The organism is Enterococcus montenegrensis (genome assembly GCF_029983095.1).
In the GTDB taxonomy this organism is placed as follows: domain Bacteria; phylum Bacillota; class Bacilli; order Lactobacillales; family Enterococcaceae; genus Enterococcus_C; species Enterococcus_C montenegrensis.
Map to the genome: position 1 here is coordinate 1,727,191 of NZ_CP120467.1, position 20,004 is coordinate 1,747,194.

Genomic DNA, 20,004 nt, shown 5'->3' on the forward strand with positions numbered 1-20,004 from the left:
TCAACAAGGTTTTACGGTCTATTTTTATCTGACTCCTTTATTAAGTAATGGGGTCGCTTTTTTGTTTCCAAAAATATTTTGCCAATATATTTCCCGATAATCCCTAAGCAAAGTAACTGTAAGCCCCCCACAAATAGAAAAATGGAAACCATAGAAGGCCAGCCACTGGTAGGGTCGCCAAACAATAAGGCCCGTACAACAATAAAAATCAAGGCAATACCAGAGCCAAAACACGACAAAGCACCTACAAAAGAAGCGATGTTTAGTGGTAAGTCAGAAAAATTCACGATCCCATCAATCGAGTATTTTAAAAGTTGCCAAAAAGACCAAGAAGTTTTACCCGCAACACGTGCGACATTTTCATAAGCAATGTACTCTGTTTTAAAACCAACCCAACTAAAAATTCCTTTAGAAAAACGGTTATATTCAGTTATTTGCAAAACAGCATCTACCATTTGCCTTGTCATAAGTCGGAAATCACGGACACCAGACACGAGTTCAGTCTCGCCAATTTTATTCATCAAATAATAAAATAAGCGCGCAAATAAACTCCTAAGCTTAGGTTCACCAGCGCGGTTTTTTCTTCTGGTAGCGACACTATCTAAATCATGGGCTACTAATAAATCATACATCTCCACTAATAATTGCGGTGGATCTTGCAAATCAGCATCCATTAATGTCACATAGTCTCCTTTGGCATTTTGTAACCCCGCATATATTGCAGCCTCCTTGCCAAAATTACGAGAAAATGAAAAATAATGAACCTTTCCACCACTCTTTACTGACAATTCTTTCATCAGCTTCAAAGTCTTATCAGTAGATCCGTCATCGATTAAAATGTATTCCACATCTAAAGGCAGCACTTTTTCAATTTTTGCCATTTCAGCAAAGAAGTAAGGCAAACTTTTTTCTTCATTAAAACACGGTACAATAACCGACAAAAGCATTTGCTTAAACTCCTATAATAGTTTAGTCTTCTGTAAATAAATACTTAGGTTCATTTAACTTTTCATCCAAGTCGACGGTTAAATCATAGCCTTTGAAAAACCATTCATCTGCTTCATCGGCATAAAATAAAATCCCATCAGCGGTTGCTTTTGCAATTGGGTTTTCTGGTGTATCAACAGACATCCCAACTGAAAAACCTTCGTGCACTTGCGTTTTACCGTAAACTTTACCGTAAAAACGAACTCCCATCCCCTCATCAACTGTTAATTCTGTTTTAAACCATTTTGCCGCTGCTGGTGTTATTGTTATTTTCATTAATATCCCTCACTAATCATTCATTTTTTCATCTAAAATATCCACGTCGTCTGTTTCACCAATCACCAAAAGATTATCATTTTTTAAAACGATTTCATCGGCTGTAGGAGAAACAACAACTTTGCCGTTAACCCGGCGAATACCGACTACCGTTAAACCAAAATTTTGGCGGAAATTCAAGTTTGCCAATGTCTTATCATAAAATTTGGGATTGGTCACACGTATTTCTGCCAATGAATAGTCATCTGATAATTCAACATAATCTAAAATATTTTTAGAAACGAGATTATGGGCTATTCTTACCCCCATATCCCTTTCAGGATGCACAACGCGATCGGCGCCGATTTTTTCTAATACCCGGGCGTGATATTCGTTTTGCGCTTTAGCCAAAACATTTGGGACGCCCATTTCTTTCACCATTAACGTAACTAAAATGCTTGCTTGAATATCTTCTCCAATTGCGACAATCACATGATCAAAATTACGAATGCCCAATGAGCGTAAAGTCATTTCGTCTTGCGCATTTCCCACGACAGCATGGGTTGCGATATTCATATATTCATTTACACGATCTTCACTACTATCAATCGCTAAAACCTCTTGACCAGATTCAATCAAAGTTCGACAAATACTGCCTCCAAAACGCCCTAAACCAATAATGGCATAATTTTGTTTCATTCTATTCTCCTTCATTAGTACACTTTATTTAAAACAGCTATCGTAACTTATGTAGCTAGTATAACAAAGACCCCTTCGTTGTGCTATCGAAGAGGTTTTGTTTTATTTGGCTAGTCCATGTTTAAAGGCATAAATAGCCGCTTGCGTTCGGTCTTCAACTTCCAATTTTGATAAAATATTCGAGACATGTGTTTTCACAGTCTTTAAGGTGATGAATAATTCGTCAGCGATCTCTTGATTACTTTTTCCTTGTGCAATTAATAATAAAATTTCTCTTTCCCGATTTGTTAAATCTTCGTGTAAAATTGGCGTTTTATTCGTTAAACGATTCATCATTTTGCTTGTAACTTCTGGCTCTAAAATTCGTTCGCCCCGGTAAGTCGCTCGAATTGCATCAGCTATTTCATGGGCCGTAGATGTTTTCAGTAAATAACCAGACGCACCTGCTTCAATAGCAGGATAAACTTTTTCATCGTCAATAAAACTGGTAACAATTAAGATTTTGGCTTCTGGCCATGTTTTTAAAATAGCTTTAGTTGACGCAATACCATCCATGACATCCATCACTAAATCCATCAAAATTACATCTGGTTTTAAAGATAACGCCTTTTCATAACCAATTTGGCCATTTTCAGCTTCACCTACAACTTCTATATCATCTTGAATGGATAAATAAGAAGATACACCTAAACGCACCATCTCGTGGTCATCCACAAGTAAAACTTTAATCACACCAACATCCTCCTTTAAAGAAACCCGTAACGATAAAAAATTAGACAATTGGAATTTTTATTTCCACACTGGTTCCCTGTCCTTTAAAACTGATAATTTTACATGTTCCACCAACACTGGCGACACGCTCATTAATATTCATTAAACCATAACTTCCAGCATTTTGCTCGCTTGTATCAAATCCCACACCATCATCAACTACCCGCAATAAAACATTTTGACCAACTTTGTGCAAATAAACTTCTAGCTCATCTGCTTTGGCATGACGTAATGTATTCGATAATAATTCTTGAACAATCCGAAAAAGCTGATCTTCAATAGTCGGCGCCAAAGTTATCTCTTCTGCCTCCCATTTTAGCTTAATTTTTATTTTAGATTGTAATTCTTTTAATAATTGTTCAATACCTTGTTTCAAACTTTTCCCTTCAAGATTAACCGGGCGCAAGTGTAGCAGTAAGGCCCGCATTTCCGACTGGGAAGCGTTGATAATATCAGATACCATTTGTAACTGCTTTTGTTGCGGCGTTGGTAGCTCCATTTTTTTTGCCTGCTCATTCAAAGCAGATAACATCATCATTGCTGCAAAAAGTTGCTGTGAAACAGAATCATGCAACTCCCGGGCTAAGCGGTGTCGTTCAATTTCCAAAATTTCTTCTTTTGTTTGGCCATCCATTAATTGTGGTCGACTATTTAGCACCTGTAATTCCGTTGAAAGCTCATTCATTTTTTTGCCAATTCGTGTAATATCTTGATCAATCGCTGTTAAATAATGATTTTCTTTAGAATGTGATAATGGTTCACCTAGCAAGTCAGAATCATAATTTCCGGCCACTAACAACCTTAATTTTTCTTCGATGCCGCCGTAAGAACTCTTGCGAAATAAAGAAATCAAAATGTAGGTGACAATCCCAAAACCAACTGAAATCGCTAAAATATAAAATATTAAAGGTAAAAAGAAAATACGTGTCTGTAAGGAAACCAACCACCAATTCTTTACATTATTAGCATGAAGATAAGAAAACAAAACTAAAATCAGCGTAATAAAAATTGCAATACCGGTATATAATGCAATCATCCCTTTGGAAATTTTTGCCATCATACCCGAATCACCTCAATATCCCCAATCAACGTACTGGATAAAATCTTAATTCGGCGCTCACTCGTATCATAATCTTCACTATATACCGTAATTCGCTCGCTGCGAAGCGGAGTTTGTTCTCCCACAAAAGTCACATTACCAATAAAGCCACCATGTTCTAACGCAATACCAATACCTAAAGGCACTAAAATTCGCGTTCTGCCAAAACCTTTTCGCAACATAATAATATTATCTCTTTTTGGTAAAATCGTATTTCCTAAATCGATGATAGTATCTCCAGAAATCATATTAATATTTATATCATCCCACTCGAAAACTTGATTACCAATTCTTTCATTCCCAAACAAATTTTGTCGTTGGCGCTTATCAGGATGTAACCCTGGAGCTTCTGTTTCCACCATTACCATCTGCTTTTTCTTCCAAAAAGCATTTTTAGTCGGATCTATTCCTGTTAACTCTACACCTTTTAAACCAATAAACAACACACCAAACACCAACATCAACCAGACTGCTGGATTATTTAACAAGCTAATAAAAACAGCTAAACAGCCCACAACCAAGCGAAAATTCGTTCTTCGACCTTGTTTTTTTCCGCGACTGGCAAAATACAAACAAAGGATACCAAAAAGTAGCAGCATAAAAAGTGGTGGACTATTGAAAACTTGCCAAAGAGCATAAAGAAGCAATAGTGCCTCTACTATAAGAAAAAAACGCCACGGATTTTTCAACTTCTCCACCTCCTATAAATCATTTTATTCATAAAGAAACTCACCTACAATTTTCATTAACTTTCATTACAACATTTCTATTTTATCATAACGAAAATCAGAATAAATAAAATCGGTCTAGAGAATGAAAAAAACTTCTGAAACAAAAAGTTTCAGAAGTTTTTTAATTAGTTTAATTAGGCCTGTGCAACTTTTGTAATTTTTACTAACATGTCGCCACCAGGAGTTTGAATTGTTACTTCATCACCAACTTTTTTGCCAATTAAAGCTTGTGCAATTGGTGAATCGTTAGAAATTTTGCCAGAAAACGGATCTGACTCAGCACTACCAACGATTGTATATTCTTCTTCGTCACCATCAGGTTGTTCTACAAACGTTACTTTTTTTCCAAGGGAGACCTCATCGTTATCGACCCCATCGTTGTCAATAATTTGGGCAAAACGAATCATATTTTCTAATGTGGTAATTCTACCTTCCACAAATGCTTGTTCATCTTTAGCAGACTCATATTCAGAGTTCTCTGATAAGTCACCGAATCCACGTGCGATTTTAATTCGCTCAATAATTTCGCCTCGTTTTACAGTCTTTAATTCTTCTAATTCTTGTTCTAATTTTTCTTTACCTTCAACTGTCATTGGATAAACTTTTTCTACCATGGTAATTTCTCCTTCATTTTCAACTCTAAAATCGCAAATAGTAACCTTTTCGCAATTAATATCGAAAAGGTTACCATGCTTTTTTAAAATGTAAACGTCATTTATTTAATTATTTACATATTTTTCAACTAAGGCCAAATGTTCTTCATATGTTTCAGCATAATAAACTTTACCAGTTTTAATATCTGCAACAAAGTAATAGTAATTATTTGGTGTTGGATCTAAGACTGCTTTAATTGATTGTTCGCTTGGACTATCAAACGGTCCTGGACCATAACCAGTATTAGTATATAAATTATAAGGTGAGTCTACTTGTAAATCTTTGTTGTAAACTTTTTCTTTATGCTCACCTAAAGCGTATAAAATGGAAATATCTGATTGTAGTGGCATCCCAGCGGCAATCCGGTTAAAGAATACTTGCGCAATCTTTTTACGGTCCGTTTCTGTTACCCCTTCTTTTTCAACTAAAGAAGCAAGGGTTAGAACCTCTTGTACATCCATATTTTTCTGCTTAATTGTATCGTAGTATGCTGACATTACAGTATTAGTTTTGTCAATCATTTGGGTTACGATATCTTCTAATGACGAAGTCTTATAATAATCATACGTCGCAGGGAATAAGTAGCCTTCTAGGCGATAACGAACTCCCTTAGCTTTCGCCGCACTCGCCAATAAATCAGGATACTTCGCTTGTGTTTTCTTAAAGAAATCTTCATTTTTCATCAAATCGATAAATTCGGATTTCTTAATTTTCGTATCTCTGGCAATAATATCACCAATCTTATCAATATCAACGCCTTCTGGAATAGTTAACTTCGCATCTGCACCTGCAGTTCCGGCGCCCCCACCTTGTAGATTTTTACTAATTTCTTCTAATGTCATAGACGGAGAAAAATGATAACTGCCCGCTTGAAACCCAGTCAAGTTATTAAATTTTGTATAGTAATTAAATACCATACCGCTTTTAATCACTTTGTCTTCTTGCAAAATCTCACCAATCTGTTTATTCGATGAACCACTTGGAATTTCCACTGCAATAGTTTTTTTACTATCAGTATCTAATGGTTGTAAGCTACTTGAAACATAACGATAAACAGAAAAGCCTAAAATACCACCAATAACTAATAAGGCAACCACAACAACCGTCACAATTTTACTAACAATGCGGTCTTCTTTTTGACGCATTTTTCTGCGCTGCATCTCATCTGAAGACGTGCTAAGTGGTACTTTTGTATTCGTGTCCACTTTTTCTTTTTTAAGCTTCTTTTTAGCAGGCACTTTTTTTACTTCTTTTGCATCCTTTTTTGATGGCGTATTTTTTTTAGTACTTGGTGAATTGCTTTTTGCTCCACCACTTCTTCTTGCGCCAACTGATTCTTTGGAAACATTCAAACGATCTCGTTGACCATTTGACGAACTATTTCTATTTTGTTGACCTTGACGAGTTGAACTTCTTTCATTCTTTGAAGTTTCCTCATCTGAGTTATTTAACGAATTTAAAATCTTGTCTTTAAAAGATTCTTCTTCCGGATGTTGTTTAGACAAAACAACTCCTCCTTACTTTCATGATACTAGCTTGTACCATTATACACGAAAGTAAGAAGGAGTGAAATGCTTTTTATTATTTTCTGGTAATGATTGACTTAATATTTCGTATACCTGTTATAACCATAACAACAATGATTGGTATAAAGCAATATACATAACGAGAATTACACTCCCAGATACTTAAAAATATAACAAACCCAAAAAAAGAATAATAACTAATATTCGCAACATCTGTTTTTTTATTAAAAAAAAGGGTTCCCACTGCAATCAAAACTAAAATGAAAAACCATGTGAACTGAAATAAAAACGAAATACTCCTATTTCTCAGCAAATGTTGAATTATTCCATCTCTTGCGGGATCCCACAATCCATAATCTTTTGTTGCAAAATCTCCGTCAGCCCATGTTCTTGTCCATTTTGAGAACAACACAAAATTTGAAGTTCCAATAACTCCCCTACTATCAATCCTCCTTTTAATAATACGTTGTGCCTCTTCATTTTTACTCTTATAACTCGGAAATGTTTTAATATTATTATAGTCCATCTGATTAAAACCACCGTTAGTTTTTTCGTTTAACCCCATTGCAATCCAATGTGTTAGCGGAAGCTCATTCTCGTTAGATAAAGACTCCGACACAGGGATAATTGAAGTTGTAGTCAGACCAATCAAAAATAGTGTGGCCAAAAAAGAGATAATTAAACAAATTATATTACTAATGCGACTTAACCATCTGTCCTTGCTATTAAAAAAAACATTTAGGATAAATGCTACTAAAAGAATTGCAACAAAGGCTTTTATCTTATACCCTACTGCAATCATTATACCAATTACTATTAGTAACATAATCTTCTTATTATGATCACATGAAAAACTATACCTTCCCATAAGCCATAAAACAAAAGCAACAAAGAAAAAACCAACGGTATCAGTATAAAATATATTTGCGTAAAACAATGTAGGAAGAGTAAAAATCATGGAAAATAATGCTATAAAAGAATAATTTTGAGAAAAATTTTCTCTTATTATCCTATATGAAAAAAATATACCTAACCAAATAATAAAAGCATTTATAAAGATCATATAAGTATACGATTCTTCAATCGAGGAAGTATTAAAAAAAAATATTATTACTTTATAACAAAAAACTAAAAATAACAGAATGACATTATTATTGGGATATCTTGCAAAGTAGTCAATAGATAAATACTTTCCTGTCTTTGCAATTGAAAACGCATTGATATGAACTGTACCAAAATCCCAATTTAACTTTACTCGCATCAGTTGTCCCATAACACCAATTAGAATTAAAATAGCCAACCAATAAAGTACTTTTATCACAGAATTTTTTTGATATACTTTTTCTAAATCTATTTCTTTAGTTGAAAATTTCAATTTTATAAAAAAGAAAGTTAAAAATGAAAGAATAGATACAACAGTAATCACGCTATTAAGCCAGTAAAAAGATGATTGATTGACATTCAAATTTAATATAAGAATCCAAATAAGTAATAAAAAAGTCAAAAAATAGAAGATTTTATTTAAACTTTTCATGAATATATTCAAGAGCAAGTCAACTCACTCTCTGAAAACTTCATATTTGAAAATAACCAGCGATTAATATAAAAACTAATTCCTATGCAGATATTACGATTGAGATTTTGATTTTCATCTTCATAATCATATGGTATCAATTTGGTCGACACATAGGAATATAAAATTTCTGTTTTTTAGGTTTTATACTTTTTGTATATAATACATACTTGTTTTCTTGCTTTTCAAAAACACCAAACTTCTTTTTAACATCAATTTTCGGCATATATGCAACTAACGTGTCTAATTCGCTATTTTCGGATAAAGTTTCAAACTTTGCTTGAGGATCACAAACTACACTTGCATAATTACCGAGATACGAATGATAAAGCGCAGCTAAAGCTCCTTTATGGCTCCCCGTCAAGATTACTTTATTTGATGCTATTCCATATTGTTCTTTAACTTCAGAAATTATATTTTGAACATTTATTTCTATTTCTTTATTAGTTTCCGTATCCATATACGCACTTCCGTATAGACCACTACTATCCATAATACGCAGTACAACTGAGTCTCCTATAATGTAATTATCTATATTAGAAAAAAAATCAGGAAATACTCTTCTTGTGATTTTCGAACTTAGAATATCGGCACGTCTACTAGGATACGAAGAAAAAATAACGATTAAATTATTATCTGCGGACTTACAAAAATGTTCTGGTTCGTTTATCGTAAAAAGAAAGTCACCAAGCTGTAATAAATCATTTCTTTGCCAAATAGTATTTACTTTATCTTTTTTTACAAAATAGCTTATTCTCTTTTTATACCAATACAAAACATAGCCATTGTCATTTAACTTTCGAAGTAAATCTGCAGACTCTTGATTTAACGTTGCACTTTTCAACAAATTATGGTATTCATCCAATTCAACTCCAATTTTATCGTGGGTTAAATCAATTTTATCATCTATCCTATATATCTTCGTACGCTTAAAAATTTTATTAAAAAGTTGATTACTCTGATTACTCTTAACAATCTCCATTTTTCGCCTCCATAAAAATATCTTCTGCTAAAATTTCTATCAACTCATTAGTAGAACTGTCTGTATCATTACTCATTAAAACATCACAAATAATTTCATTATAGAAATCCATTTCAGGTTCAATTATCTCTCTAACCAATTCTTCTTCCGAATAAGATTTACCGATTAAGCCGGTTAAGTCTTCTAAGTCAAAATACCAACCGACTTTCTGAACATATTGTTGTTTATCTTCTTGTAAAACAATAATTTTTTTCCTAGTATGAGCAAAATCAAACATAGCAGAAGAATAATCTGTAATTAGTGTTTCAGAAAGCAAATAAAGTTCTTGAATATCTGTAATGTCATTATAAAAGCAATGAATACGTGAATCAAGATTAGCATAATGTCGTCGTAAATAAGCTTCATTAGGATGAAGTTTAACAATTAAGTGATAGTTTATCGGTAATAGATTAATTATTTTTTTCAAATCAAGTGCAGATAGATCATCACGTTTTTCTTGACGCCAAGTCGGACAATATAAAACATACTTAAATCCTCTTGGTTCAGTACCAAAATATTTTAAATGTAAGCGTTCGATTTCATCAGAATTAATATTGTTTTCTATTAAATAAGTGTTCTTAGGAGCACCAACTTCTAAAATCTTTAAATTTGGATTTTTTTCCAATTGGAAAGCACTTGTAATATACCGCGTATTCCTTGAGGAACTACTTAATAAATAATCCCATTTCATCATGCGCGGTAGAAATGCTTTCAATTGTGTCTGCTTTTCTTTTTCGTTCTCCAAATCAGCGACCATTTTTTTCAGCGGGAATCCATGCCATGTTTGGAAGAAAATTTGCCCCTCACGCTTGCCTACCTTATCAAGAGTATTACCATTTACAATAATCAAACGAGATTGACGAAAAGTAGAGACATATTTGTTACTCCCTGTTCTAATTGGAGTAAAGTGATGTTGGTATATCTCCATATCTACCAACTGATTGATAGAGCTAACAAATATCTTAACATCTGGATAACGCTCCTTTATTGCGAGTGCTATATATTTGGGATCTCCCGAAAAATTTTTGCCATGAAAAGATTCAATAAAGATATAATTATCTTTTATAGTTTCCTCTATTATAGAATTTCCAGGATTAGTGGTTGATTTTTTAAAAAAATTAGTAATTTTCGAAGTATATTTTTGTATTTTCTTACTTTGTGAAATTCTCCTAAAATAGCGGTTTCGATTTCCTTTTTTAACAATCTTTCCCCATAAAGTTTGATTTCCTAAATGTGAGGAGTATATTTCATTTACAATTTCAGAAGCATTTACATCGCCGTTAAAATTAACACTATAATCATTTTTTATTACTTTATCAATATACTCATGTCCATACCCTTCTGTAATGCAATTTGTTTTAATATATTGTAAATCATACTGATACTCTTGGTTCAACCAAGGTTCTTCAATAAATCGAATTACAGTTTGAGCGTCTTCTTTAATATCTTTAGTCAACCATGCAACACTTTTAAGGTTACCATAAACCTCTTTTAAAACACCATCGTCACCAGGGTATAAAATTGCGGGCATCCCTTGACCTAGTGCTTCCATAATTGAATATCCAAAAGTTTCTGCTCTTGAAGTACTCAAATATATATAATTAGTTGGTGGTTCATAATTAATAAAGACATTATCATTGAGACCATAAGCATTAATAAGATTTTTATATAAAACTCTTGCTATTCCTTGCCCATTAATAAAAAGCTTGTAGTTAGTCATACGCTTTTCTTTTACCAAATACCTCATTAATGATATCGCGTAGGCGATATCTTTTGAGGTTTCATCAAACCGAGAAAAAATAAAAAAATTAGTCGGCTTACTTGGTTTATTTTTTATTTCATTTACAAAAAGCACATGACGAATACTAATTGAAAACGGAATAACATTATTTTTACCAATTTTTTGTTTTAATAATTTAGCTGTATTAATTGTTGAAACACGATAAATATCGATAGCATCTGCAGCAAAATCTGGCCCTATTTCAACATTATAGATTGGCGCATGAACTTCTCCAATAATCTTACTATTTGGATACGTCTTCTTTAGTGCTCTTGCTAATACAAACAATGATTCTCTGGTCAGTATATAACTATCTAATGCCTCCCCCATCAGAATGTCATTTAGTTTTCTAAATGATACATTTTTTCTAAGTGACTCTCTATCAACAAGTTCCTTTACGTCTTCTTCTGAAAAACTACTAGTATTAAAGAAAACAATATCACTCTCTTCCTGTTGTAGTTCCTGAATCAAATTGATATTACTACGACTAGTGCCACCCACACCAAAAATATTAAATCCAATTATTCCAATTTTCATACTCATATTGGCAAAAAATGCCACTCCCCCTATTTAATATCAAATATCAATTAAACTAACTTAACACTTAGACACAGTACTACCTTTATAATCAAAGAGTTCATCAAACAACTGATTGGTAGAACTACTTGTATCTTGATTAAGAAATGTTTCAATAATTTTTTTGTTATATAATTTCATATTATCCAACATTAAAATTTCTCTGGATAATGAGACTTCGTTGTATTCTTGAGGACGTATATCAGTTAGATTTTCTATATCAAAATACCATCCTACTTGTCTATTGTATTCATTCAAATCTTCTTGAAAAACAATTATTTTTTTATTCAAATGAGCATAATCAAACATCGCCGATGAATAATCTGTTATTAACACATCACTTAATAAAAATAATTCTTGGATATCAGATATTTCATTCGGAAAACAATGAATACGTTCATCTAAGTTTCTATATTGAGCAAATAACTTCGACTCAAGTGGATGTAGCTTAATTATTATTTCATAATTATCTGGTAATAGTGAGATCAGTTTTCTAAAATCCATTGTAGCCACTGTTTCTCTCTTTTCTTTACGCCATGTCGGACAATATAACACATATTTTTTTGATGGGTCATATGGACGAATAAAATACTTAGTAGTTAGACGTATGCGCTCAGTTTCATCATCTTTGTGCTGAATAAGATACGAATTTCTAGGAGCACCGTGCTCCATTATCTTTAAATTATGGTTTTCATTTAACATAAAAGCACTTTTTAATAACTCCGTATTTTTCTTTGATGATGAAAGTAGATAATCCCATTTTTTCATTCGAGGCAGAAAAGCTTGGCTTTCTACTTGGCGTTGAGTTAAGTCATTTAAATTCGCAACCATTTTTTTCAAAGGAAACCCATGCCACGTTTGAATAAATTTTTGTCCTTTGACTTTTCCAGATTTATCCAAAGAATTACCATTCATAAAAACGTACGCGGCCTTACGAAACTTATGGATATACTGTTCACTGCCCACACGTACTGGCTTAAATCCATAATCCATAATTTCCATATCCACCCACTCATCTGCCGAACTAACATAAATATATGCTTCAGGAAATTTTTTCCTTAATTCTAATGCAATATATTTTGGATCTCCTGCAAAGGATTTACCGTGGAAAGTCTCTATAAAGAAAAAATCTTCCATAAGCTCACCAGAAATATCATTTAAATCAGCGATTTTATTTGCGGGACGTAAATAATGCAAAACTTTTTTTGCAGAGTCTTTAACAATAGAATTTCCAACTATTTTCCCTAACAACGGGGCATTTTTTATTTTCACATAAACATTTGTTATAAAACTATTTTCTCTGAAACTACTTTGCTTTTTAACTTGCTCAAAAACTCTACTAAAATCAACGTTTTCTTGACTTTCTTTTTTAAAAAAAGAAACATTCATAATTTTAGCTATATAATCTGAAGCATAGTTTTTCGTATCAAGAATTTCTTTTGCCAAGGTCAGATCATGCAAAAAATTCTCTTCCACTTTTGAAATATCTTCACTATAAAATTGTAATAACGCATGTGAATCGTCTGCCAAATTTTTGTTTAACCAGCATACCGACTCAAAACCTTTATATATTTCCGCTAATGAACCGTCATCTCCGCGATATAAGGCTATTCGTTTTCCGGATGCGAATGCTTCCATAATTGAGTACCCTAATGTTTCAAATCGTGCAGTGGAAAGATAAATATAATCTTTCGGAAGTGTTTGATTAATAAAAATATGATCTTTTAGCTCATAGAAGGCAACTAAATTACGATAAAAGTTTTCACCCTTTCCAGTTCCATTTAAAAATAGTTTTATTTTATTATTTCCTAAACCATGAACCAGATAGTCGATTAACTTTATCGCATAGCTAATATCTTTTTGGCGTTCATCAAAGCGTGAATACACTACAAAATTAAGAGATTGCTTATCACTCTGAATTTTTTTTACAGAAAAATCAATATGTCTTCCGCTAATTGGAAAAGATATCACATTATCCTGCTTAATCCGCTTAATAAATCGCTTTTTAATTTTTTCTGTAGCGACCCGATAAACGTCAACCGCATCAACACCTAAGTCTAGTTCAGGCTCAATTAAATCTAGTGGCGCATGCACTTCTCCTACAACGACTGCTTCAGGCCACCTAAACTTGATATATCGAGCAAAACTGAATAAACTTTCACGAGTTAATATATAGCTGCTACACGCAGCAACATCGGGAAATTGCTGCAGTAAATAGAATGAAACATTTTTTGGTTTCTCCAATTCGCTTTGAATATTTTTAACCTGCTTTTTACCGAATGGAAGTAAGTTAAAAAATATAACCTCGTCACCATGCATAGAAAATTCATTGATCAAATTTAGATTACTACGTCGAGTTCCGCCGGTGCCAAAAATATCATAACCAATAATTCCAATTTTCATCGTATCTGACTATAACTAGTCTCTTCCCCCATTCCTCATCTTCCACCACAAACTTTTTACTACAAAAATCGGTAACTGTACAATTCGACCAATTCGCGTCGGATTGCTTAATGAGCGATATAGCCACTCTAAATGTGTTTTAATAAAAAAATCTGGTGCACGTTTAACATGTCCGCTTAAAACATCAAAACTTCCCCCGACATCTTGAAAAACGTGTGCGTTGACACTACCCATATTTTCTGCCAGCCAAAGTTCTTGGCGGGGAAAACCTAAAGCAACAAATATAAAATCTGGTTTTACTTTATTCATCGCCGCCACGATTTCACAATCATTCATTTTTGTATAACCATCAATGCTGCCTGAAACGATCAAATTAGGATAGTCTTTTTGAATATTTTTGATGGCATCTTGTAAAATTTCTGGTTTAGCGCCATAAAAAAAACACTTTTTTTGTGTCTTATTGGCATATTCCAAAAGTTTTACCATTAAGTCAAAGCCGGCTACGCGTTCTTTAATTTTACCACCGGTCATTTTTGAGACTAAAACAACGCCGATGCCATCAGGAATGCGATGTGTACTTTTGGCAAGTAAATCAATTACACTGGGATACTTGTTAGCTTCAAGCGCAATTTGCGGGTTGACACTAATGATGCTCATTTTCTGGTTACCTTCTAAAAATTTAGGGACATCTGTTAAAATGTCTTCATACGTAATTTGATCAACGGGCAGCCCTAAAATCATTTCCCTCATCTATTTTCAATCCATTCTATCAATTGTTTACAAGCATCCCCTTTATTGTAAGTATTCCAAAGTTTGTTGAAATTCTCTAAATTTTCATAAGGGTACGCTGAGATTAGCTGTATTAACCCTGCTTCATCTGTAGTTAAAACTTTTGGCAGCCACTCACTAAAATCTTTTTGCAGTCCTACTGTTTCATTATACTGATCAAAATCTGGACAATAATAAATAAGTTTTCCCTTAGGATTTGCCAATGCATACTCAAAAGGAACCGATGAGTAATCAGATATTAGACAATCAGCGTTTTGCAATAGTGCCTGCAGCGAAAGTGTCTCAAAATCTGTCACCACGTTTTTATACGTAGCAAGTTTTGCTCGTAAGACTTTATCATGTGGGTGCGGATGCGCAAGCAACTGCCATTGGTTCCCTAATTTTGCTGCTAATGTTTCAAAATCTAATAGTGGTGTTTCATAATTTTCACGATAAGTCGGAGCATACAGTAGCGTCTTTTTTGTGCCAAATTTTTCAATAAACTTCTTTTTATTTAATTGTTTACTGTTTTTATCAAAATAAATATCAGTTGGTAAATAACCAAAGGGTAAAAACTCAGCCGTAGTTGTTTGATAACTGTCTTTAAAAATAGTCATCATTTTTTTTGATCCCACCACGTAATGAGTAAAACGTTCATAAACAGCTTGATAACGTTTTTTATCCTCACTACTTGCAGCTAGTGCATATTTAGCCTCTAGTCCAAAAGATTTCACAGCGCCATCGGCATGCCATAGTTGTAAGACCGCTGTATTTTCAGAAAATTGAAGTCCTGCTAAAAAAGCAAAATAATTATCACATAACACGACATCTGCGTTTTTTGTTAAAGCAATAATTTTGCTAGCAAAAATTTTCTTTTTCGCTAGTGAATATATCTTACAGCCAAATTTTTGATACGTTTGTGCTAATGACGCACTATTATCCGTATAACCAATAACTAAATCGTCTTTGAAGTAAGGGGCAAGGCGCTCTAAAATAATACCGCTCGTTGTTGGAAAGCTAAGTAAAAAAACGATTTTCTTCTTTTCTACTTTTCTTTGGCTTAATACGTGAATTAATTTTAGATAACCATGTTTTACCGTTGCACTGATAGTTTTCATATTTGCTCCTTTTTTACACTATGGTCTATTGTACATGAAAAGCCAATGATTGAAAATAATTGTAAACAAACTGTCATATTAAGATTGCCCTTTTGGGGGAATATTAATTTTTTTATCCATCTAACTAGCAAATTCATTCCTGTATTTGATGAAAATGGAGATTAAACTTAAAACATGGGCAAAAAACTTAGCAGATGTGCAGCTGATAAAAAGCTTTTTTAATACCGGTAGGATTTTGATTAAATGATATTTTTGATTTTTCAAAAATTTAGTTCAACAACGAAATTGCTTGAAGTTAGGCTGTAATTTCTTTTGCCGGTCATCAACTTTTTTGCTACAAAAAAACCACAGTCTAAAAGACTGTGGTTTGAGCTCACAATAAAATTAGCTAAAGAAACAATTTTCACCAACAGCGCGTTTCACATCATAGCTAGTAGCTGTTACATAGGGATTGTCTTGTGATACTTGGTCGCGGTCACACAGCTCACAAAAATCGACTTTAAAAACAATGCCGTCTGTTGCTACTTTTGCTGCTGTTGCTAAAATTGCACGATGGAATCCTTTGGGCTGTACCATATATTGTTTACCTAACACGATTGATTTTTCTGCTATCACTTTCATAACCCCTCTTCTTTCCTTACGTTGCACCCATGATAACATACCTTTTGGATTAAAATCAAGATAAATCAGCTTTAAATCAACATTTTTAACTTGTATATACTTATATACCAATTTTTAATTCAAGTTTAAAATACTTAAATAAAATAATTGCATTTGAATAAATTTATGAATTCTAAAAAACACGATTTTTCAAACCGATAAAAAAAACCGCCGCTTTTAATTAGCGGCGGTTTCATTTTTATGGATAAATTCGATTTAACAAGCGTGGAAATGGAATTGCTTCACGGACATGTTCAATGCCGGCTAACCAAGTAACGGTTCTTTCTAAACCTAAACCAAAACCTGCGTGAGGCACAGATCCATATTTGCGCAAATCCAAATACCAAGAATATTCTTTTTCATCTAAACCATGAGCGCGAATTTGTTCAAGTAAATATTCATAATCTGTTGCCCGTTCAGAGCCACCGATAATTTCACCATAGCCTTCTGGCGCAATCATATCCGCACAAATTACCAAATCTTCTCTAGTTGGATGTGGTTTCATGTAAAATGGTTTAATTGCTTTTGGATAATTCAAAATGAAAACAGGTCGGTCAAAGGAGTTAGCGATAAAAGTTTCGTGAGGAGAACCAAAATCATCGCCCCATTCAATATCATCAAACCCATTTTCTTGTAATAGTTTGATTGCATCATCATAAGTGATACGTGGAAATGGTAATTGCGTATATTTTTCTAAAACCGCACGGTCGCGTTTTAACACATGTAATGCATAATCACAATTATCTAATACACTTTGTACCAAGTAAGCCACATATTGTTCTTGGACTTCTAGACTTTCTTCTTGATGCATAAAGGCCATTTCAGGTTCTAGCATCCAAAATTCAATCAAATGGCGACGTGTTTTAGATTTTTCTGCTCTAAAAGTCGGCCCAAATGAAAATACTTTCCCAAAAGCCATGGCAGCAGCTTCCATATAAAGTTGCCCAGATTGAGACAGGTAGGCTTTTTGATCAAAATAATTTGTTTCAAATAAATCGGTTGTTCCTTCTGGTGCTGAACCGGTTAAAATTGGCGGATCAATTTTAACAAAACCTTCTTTATTAAAGAATTCATAACTTGCCCGAATTAATTCGTTACGAATTTGCATGATAGCATGCTGACGAGATGAACGTAACCATAAATGGCGGTGATCCATCAAAAAGTCTGTACCATGTTCTTTTGGTGTAATCGGATAGTCATGACTTTCACCAATGATCTCCACATTTTGCACACCAATTTCATAGCCAAATTTTGAACGACTATCTTCTCTAATTTCGCCAGTTACTAAAATAGCAGTTTCTTGATTTAAATTTTTGGCCATTTGAAAAACTTCTTCAGGCACTTCACTTTTTACTACCACACCTTGAAAGTATGCTGTTCCATCTCGTAATTGTAAGAAAGCAATCTTACCACTAGAACGTTTGTTAGCAACCCAAGCACCAATGGTGACAATTTCACCAACGTGGTTTTTTGCGTCAATAATTTGAATTTGTTCCACTTGTGTCTCTCCTATTCTATTTACAATAATTACTAGTATAAGGATTTCCCCTTAGCATTCTAATCTTTATTGCGTTTGTTTTCAACAAATTTATGCATTCGTCTAACTGCTTCTTCTAAAATATCCCAACTAGCAGCGTAACTGATCCGGACATTTTCTGGAGCACCAAACCCGGCTCCTGTCACCAAGGCAACGTGTCCTTCCTCCAGCAAATCTTCGACAAAAACATTCACATCATCATAACCACACATTTTCATTGTCTTTTTAACATTTGGAAATAGATAAAAGGCTCCTTGGGGTTTTTTCAACTCAACACCAGGAATTGCCGCCACTAGCGGATATAATTTGTTCAAGCGCGCTTCAAAAGCAGCCCGCATATTTTCAACAGAAGTCTGATCACCGCTTAATGCTTCTAAAGCCGCATATTGGCTAGCAGCAGTCGGATTACTGGTTGATTGCGAGGCAATGTTCGTCATAGCTTTAATAATTTTTTCGTCCCCTACTGCAAAACCAATCCGCCAGCCGGTCATAGCATATGTCTTTGATACGCCATTAATTACTATCGTTTGTTTGGCAATCGCCTCAGATAGTGTCGCAATCGGTGTGAATTCATTTCCGTCATAAACTAAGCGGCCATAAATATCATCGGCAACAATTAAAATATCATTTTTAATCGCCCAATTGCCAATAGCCGTTAACTCTTCTTTTGTATAAATCATCCCAGTTGGATTTGATGGTGAGTTAAGAATTAATGCAACGGTATTTTTTGTTTTTGCCTTTTCTAATTGGGCAACAGTTACTTTAAAATCATTTTCAAACAAACCGTCGACATACACCGGAACACCTTCAGCCAATTTCACTTGTTCGCCATAACTAACCCAATATGGAACCGGAATGATGACCTCATCTCCTTTATCCAAAATTGCTTGAAACAAATTGTACAGCGCATATTTTGCTCCATCGGTCACGATTATTTCTTCAATTGCATACTTGCGGTCGTAATACTTTTCCATATAGTCTGCAATAGCCAGACGTAATTCTGGAATACCAGCAGATTGCGTGTAAAAGCTAGCTTGACCGGAATTAATCGCTGTGATTGCCGCATCTTTAATATTTTTTGGCGTAGTAAAATCCGGCTCACCTACTGTTAAACTTAAAACGTCGACTCCTTTTGCCTTTAGCGCTTTAGCTTTCGCTGCGGCTGCCAGCGTTACAGATGGTTCTAATTTTTGGGCCCGTTGCGATAATTTCATACTCATCATCTCCTCAATAAAATTAAAAAATTCGTGAAGCGGTTATTTAAACCGAAATCTTTTCGGAATAATAAACAATTTTAAAAACTTACACATCTTTAATAACTTTTACTTCTTCCCCTTTTTCAAAGGACAATAAATAATAAGTAATCTGGCCTTCTTTATCTGTTGCCATTACTTCCCAAACTGGTTTTTTATCATACATGCCTAATTCAGCCTTCTTCGCCGTCTGACTATGAAAGGTGTTATTGACCAAGGCTTTAGCCTTATCGGCTGTAATGCCCTCTTTTTGCGGCAATACGGTAATTTTATCGCCTGACTTTGGCACAATGACTGCAATTTCTTTTCCATCTTTATCACTGCCAATTAAACTAAAGTACGTTTGCTTGCGATTGTACCAGTAAAATTCGTCGACATTTACCAAATTGGTATGTTTTTTTGCTAGTGTCGTTGCTTCTTTTTTGGCTTGTTGCAGGGGGCTTTGCGCCTTCAAATAGCCTAATACACCCAAAGCAATAACAACCACTAAAACACCAGAAATAATAAATAAAATCAGTTCCTGGCGCTCTTCTTTTGCCAAGTTTTTTTTCACAGGTTGACGCTCCTTTTGTGATAATTGCTTTTAATTATAG

General features: G+C 33.9%; 18 protein-coding genes. All 18 read right to left on the reverse strand.

Going from position 1 to position 20,004, the window contains the following annotated elements:
- Window positions 1-11 precede the first annotated feature (11 nt).
- Window positions 12-947 carry a glycosyltransferase family 2 protein gene (locus P3T75_RS08380; RefSeq protein WP_282461328.1) on the reverse strand — a complete coding sequence of 312 codons (936 nt, stop codon included), beginning with the start codon at window positions 945-947 and terminating at the stop codon, window positions 12-14.
- A gap of 22 nt (window positions 948-969) precedes the next feature.
- A complete protein-coding gene (locus P3T75_RS08385; protein ID WP_206905484.1) occupies window positions 970-1,263 on the reverse strand; it encodes a HesB/YadR/YfhF family protein in 294 nt (97 codons plus the stop codon).
- Between the two features lie 12 nt (window positions 1,264-1,275).
- Window positions 1,276-1,941, reverse strand: a complete 666-nt coding sequence (locus P3T75_RS08390) for a potassium channel family protein (RefSeq protein WP_206905481.1) — start codon at window positions 1,939-1,941, stop codon at window positions 1,276-1,278.
- A 102-nt stretch (window positions 1,942-2,043) separates the two neighbouring features.
- A complete protein-coding gene (locus P3T75_RS08395; protein WP_206905479.1) occupies window positions 2,044-2,673 on the reverse strand; it encodes a response regulator transcription factor in 630 nt (209 codons plus the stop codon).
- A 40-nt stretch (window positions 2,674-2,713) separates the two neighbouring features.
- Window positions 2,714-3,772 carry a sensor histidine kinase gene (locus P3T75_RS08400; RefSeq protein WP_282461329.1) on the reverse strand — a complete coding sequence of 353 codons (1,059 nt, stop codon included), beginning with the start codon at window positions 3,770-3,772 and terminating at the stop codon, window positions 2,714-2,716.
- A complete protein-coding gene (gene liaF, locus P3T75_RS08405; protein ID WP_282461330.1) occupies window positions 3,769-4,500 on the reverse strand; it encodes a cell wall-active antibiotics response protein LiaF in 732 nt (243 codons plus the stop codon). Before liaF ends, P3T75_RS08400 begins: the two co-directional genes overlap by 4 nt.
- A 176-nt stretch (window positions 4,501-4,676) precedes the next feature.
- Window positions 4,677-5,156 (reverse strand): transcription elongation factor GreA, encoded by a 480-nt coding sequence (gene greA / locus P3T75_RS08410; RefSeq protein WP_206905472.1) that lies wholly within the window; start codon window positions 5,154-5,156, stop codon window positions 4,677-4,679.
- Window positions 5,157-5,261: 105 nt separating this feature from the next.
- The gene (gene mltG, locus P3T75_RS08415) at window positions 5,262-6,701 is read right to left on the reverse strand and encodes an endolytic transglycosylase MltG (RefSeq protein WP_282461331.1); all 1,440 of its coding nucleotides are present in this window, start codon (window positions 6,699-6,701) and stop codon (window positions 5,262-5,264) included.
- Window positions 6,702-6,777: 76 nt separating this feature from the next.
- The gene (locus P3T75_RS08420) at window positions 6,778-8,187 is read right to left on the reverse strand and encodes a glycosyltransferase family 39 protein (protein ID WP_282461332.1); all 1,410 of its coding nucleotides are present in this window, start codon (window positions 8,185-8,187) and stop codon (window positions 6,778-6,780) included.
- Window positions 8,188-8,392: 205 nt separating this feature from the next.
- Window positions 8,393-9,277, reverse strand: coding sequence for an XcbB/CpsF family capsular polysaccharide biosynthesis protein (locus tag P3T75_RS08425; RefSeq protein WP_282461333.1), 885 nt, complete (start codon window positions 9,275-9,277; stop codon window positions 8,393-8,395).
- Window positions 9,264-11,633 carry a CDP-glycerol glycerophosphotransferase family protein gene (locus P3T75_RS08430; protein WP_282461334.1) on the reverse strand — a complete coding sequence of 790 codons (2,370 nt, stop codon included), beginning with the start codon at window positions 11,631-11,633 and terminating at the stop codon, window positions 9,264-9,266. The genes P3T75_RS08425 and P3T75_RS08430 overlap by 14 nt, the downstream gene beginning before the upstream one ends.
- 60 nt (window positions 11,634-11,693) lie before the next feature.
- Complete coding sequence (locus tag P3T75_RS08435; protein ID WP_282461335.1) at window positions 11,694-14,075, reverse strand: CDP-glycerol glycerophosphotransferase family protein; 2,382 nt, start codon at window positions 14,073-14,075, stop codon at window positions 11,694-11,696.
- Between the two features lie 15 nt (window positions 14,076-14,090).
- Entirely contained in the window at window positions 14,091-14,825 is a 735-nt protein-coding gene (locus P3T75_RS08440) for a WecB/TagA/CpsF family glycosyltransferase (RefSeq protein WP_282461336.1), read from the reverse strand.
- Complete coding sequence (locus P3T75_RS08445) at window positions 14,822-15,961, reverse strand: CDP-glycerol glycerophosphotransferase family protein (protein WP_282461337.1); 1,140 nt, start codon at window positions 15,959-15,961, stop codon at window positions 14,822-14,824. The genes P3T75_RS08440 and P3T75_RS08445 overlap by 4 nt, the downstream gene beginning before the upstream one ends.
- Before the next feature lie 384 nt (window positions 15,962-16,345).
- On the reverse strand, window positions 16,346-16,693 hold the full coding sequence (locus tag P3T75_RS08450; RefSeq protein ID WP_282461338.1) for a hypothetical protein: 348 nt from the start codon (window positions 16,691-16,693) through the stop codon (window positions 16,346-16,348).
- Between the two features lie 127 nt (window positions 16,694-16,820).
- Window positions 16,821-18,119: an asparagine--tRNA ligase gene (asnS, locus tag P3T75_RS08455; RefSeq protein WP_206903079.1), complete on the reverse strand. Its 1,299-nt coding sequence runs from the start codon at window positions 18,117-18,119 to the stop codon at window positions 16,821-16,823.
- Window positions 18,120-18,178: 59 nt separating this feature from the next.
- Window positions 18,179-19,372: a pyridoxal phosphate-dependent aminotransferase gene (locus tag P3T75_RS08460; protein ID WP_282461339.1), complete on the reverse strand. Its 1,194-nt coding sequence runs from the start codon at window positions 19,370-19,372 to the stop codon at window positions 18,179-18,181.
- 88 nt (window positions 19,373-19,460) lie between these two features.
- Entirely contained in the window at window positions 19,461-19,964 is a 504-nt protein-coding gene (locus tag P3T75_RS08465) for a cell wall elongation regulator TseB-like domain-containing protein (RefSeq protein ID WP_206903081.1), read from the reverse strand.
- Window positions 19,965-20,004: the final 40 nt, after the last annotated feature.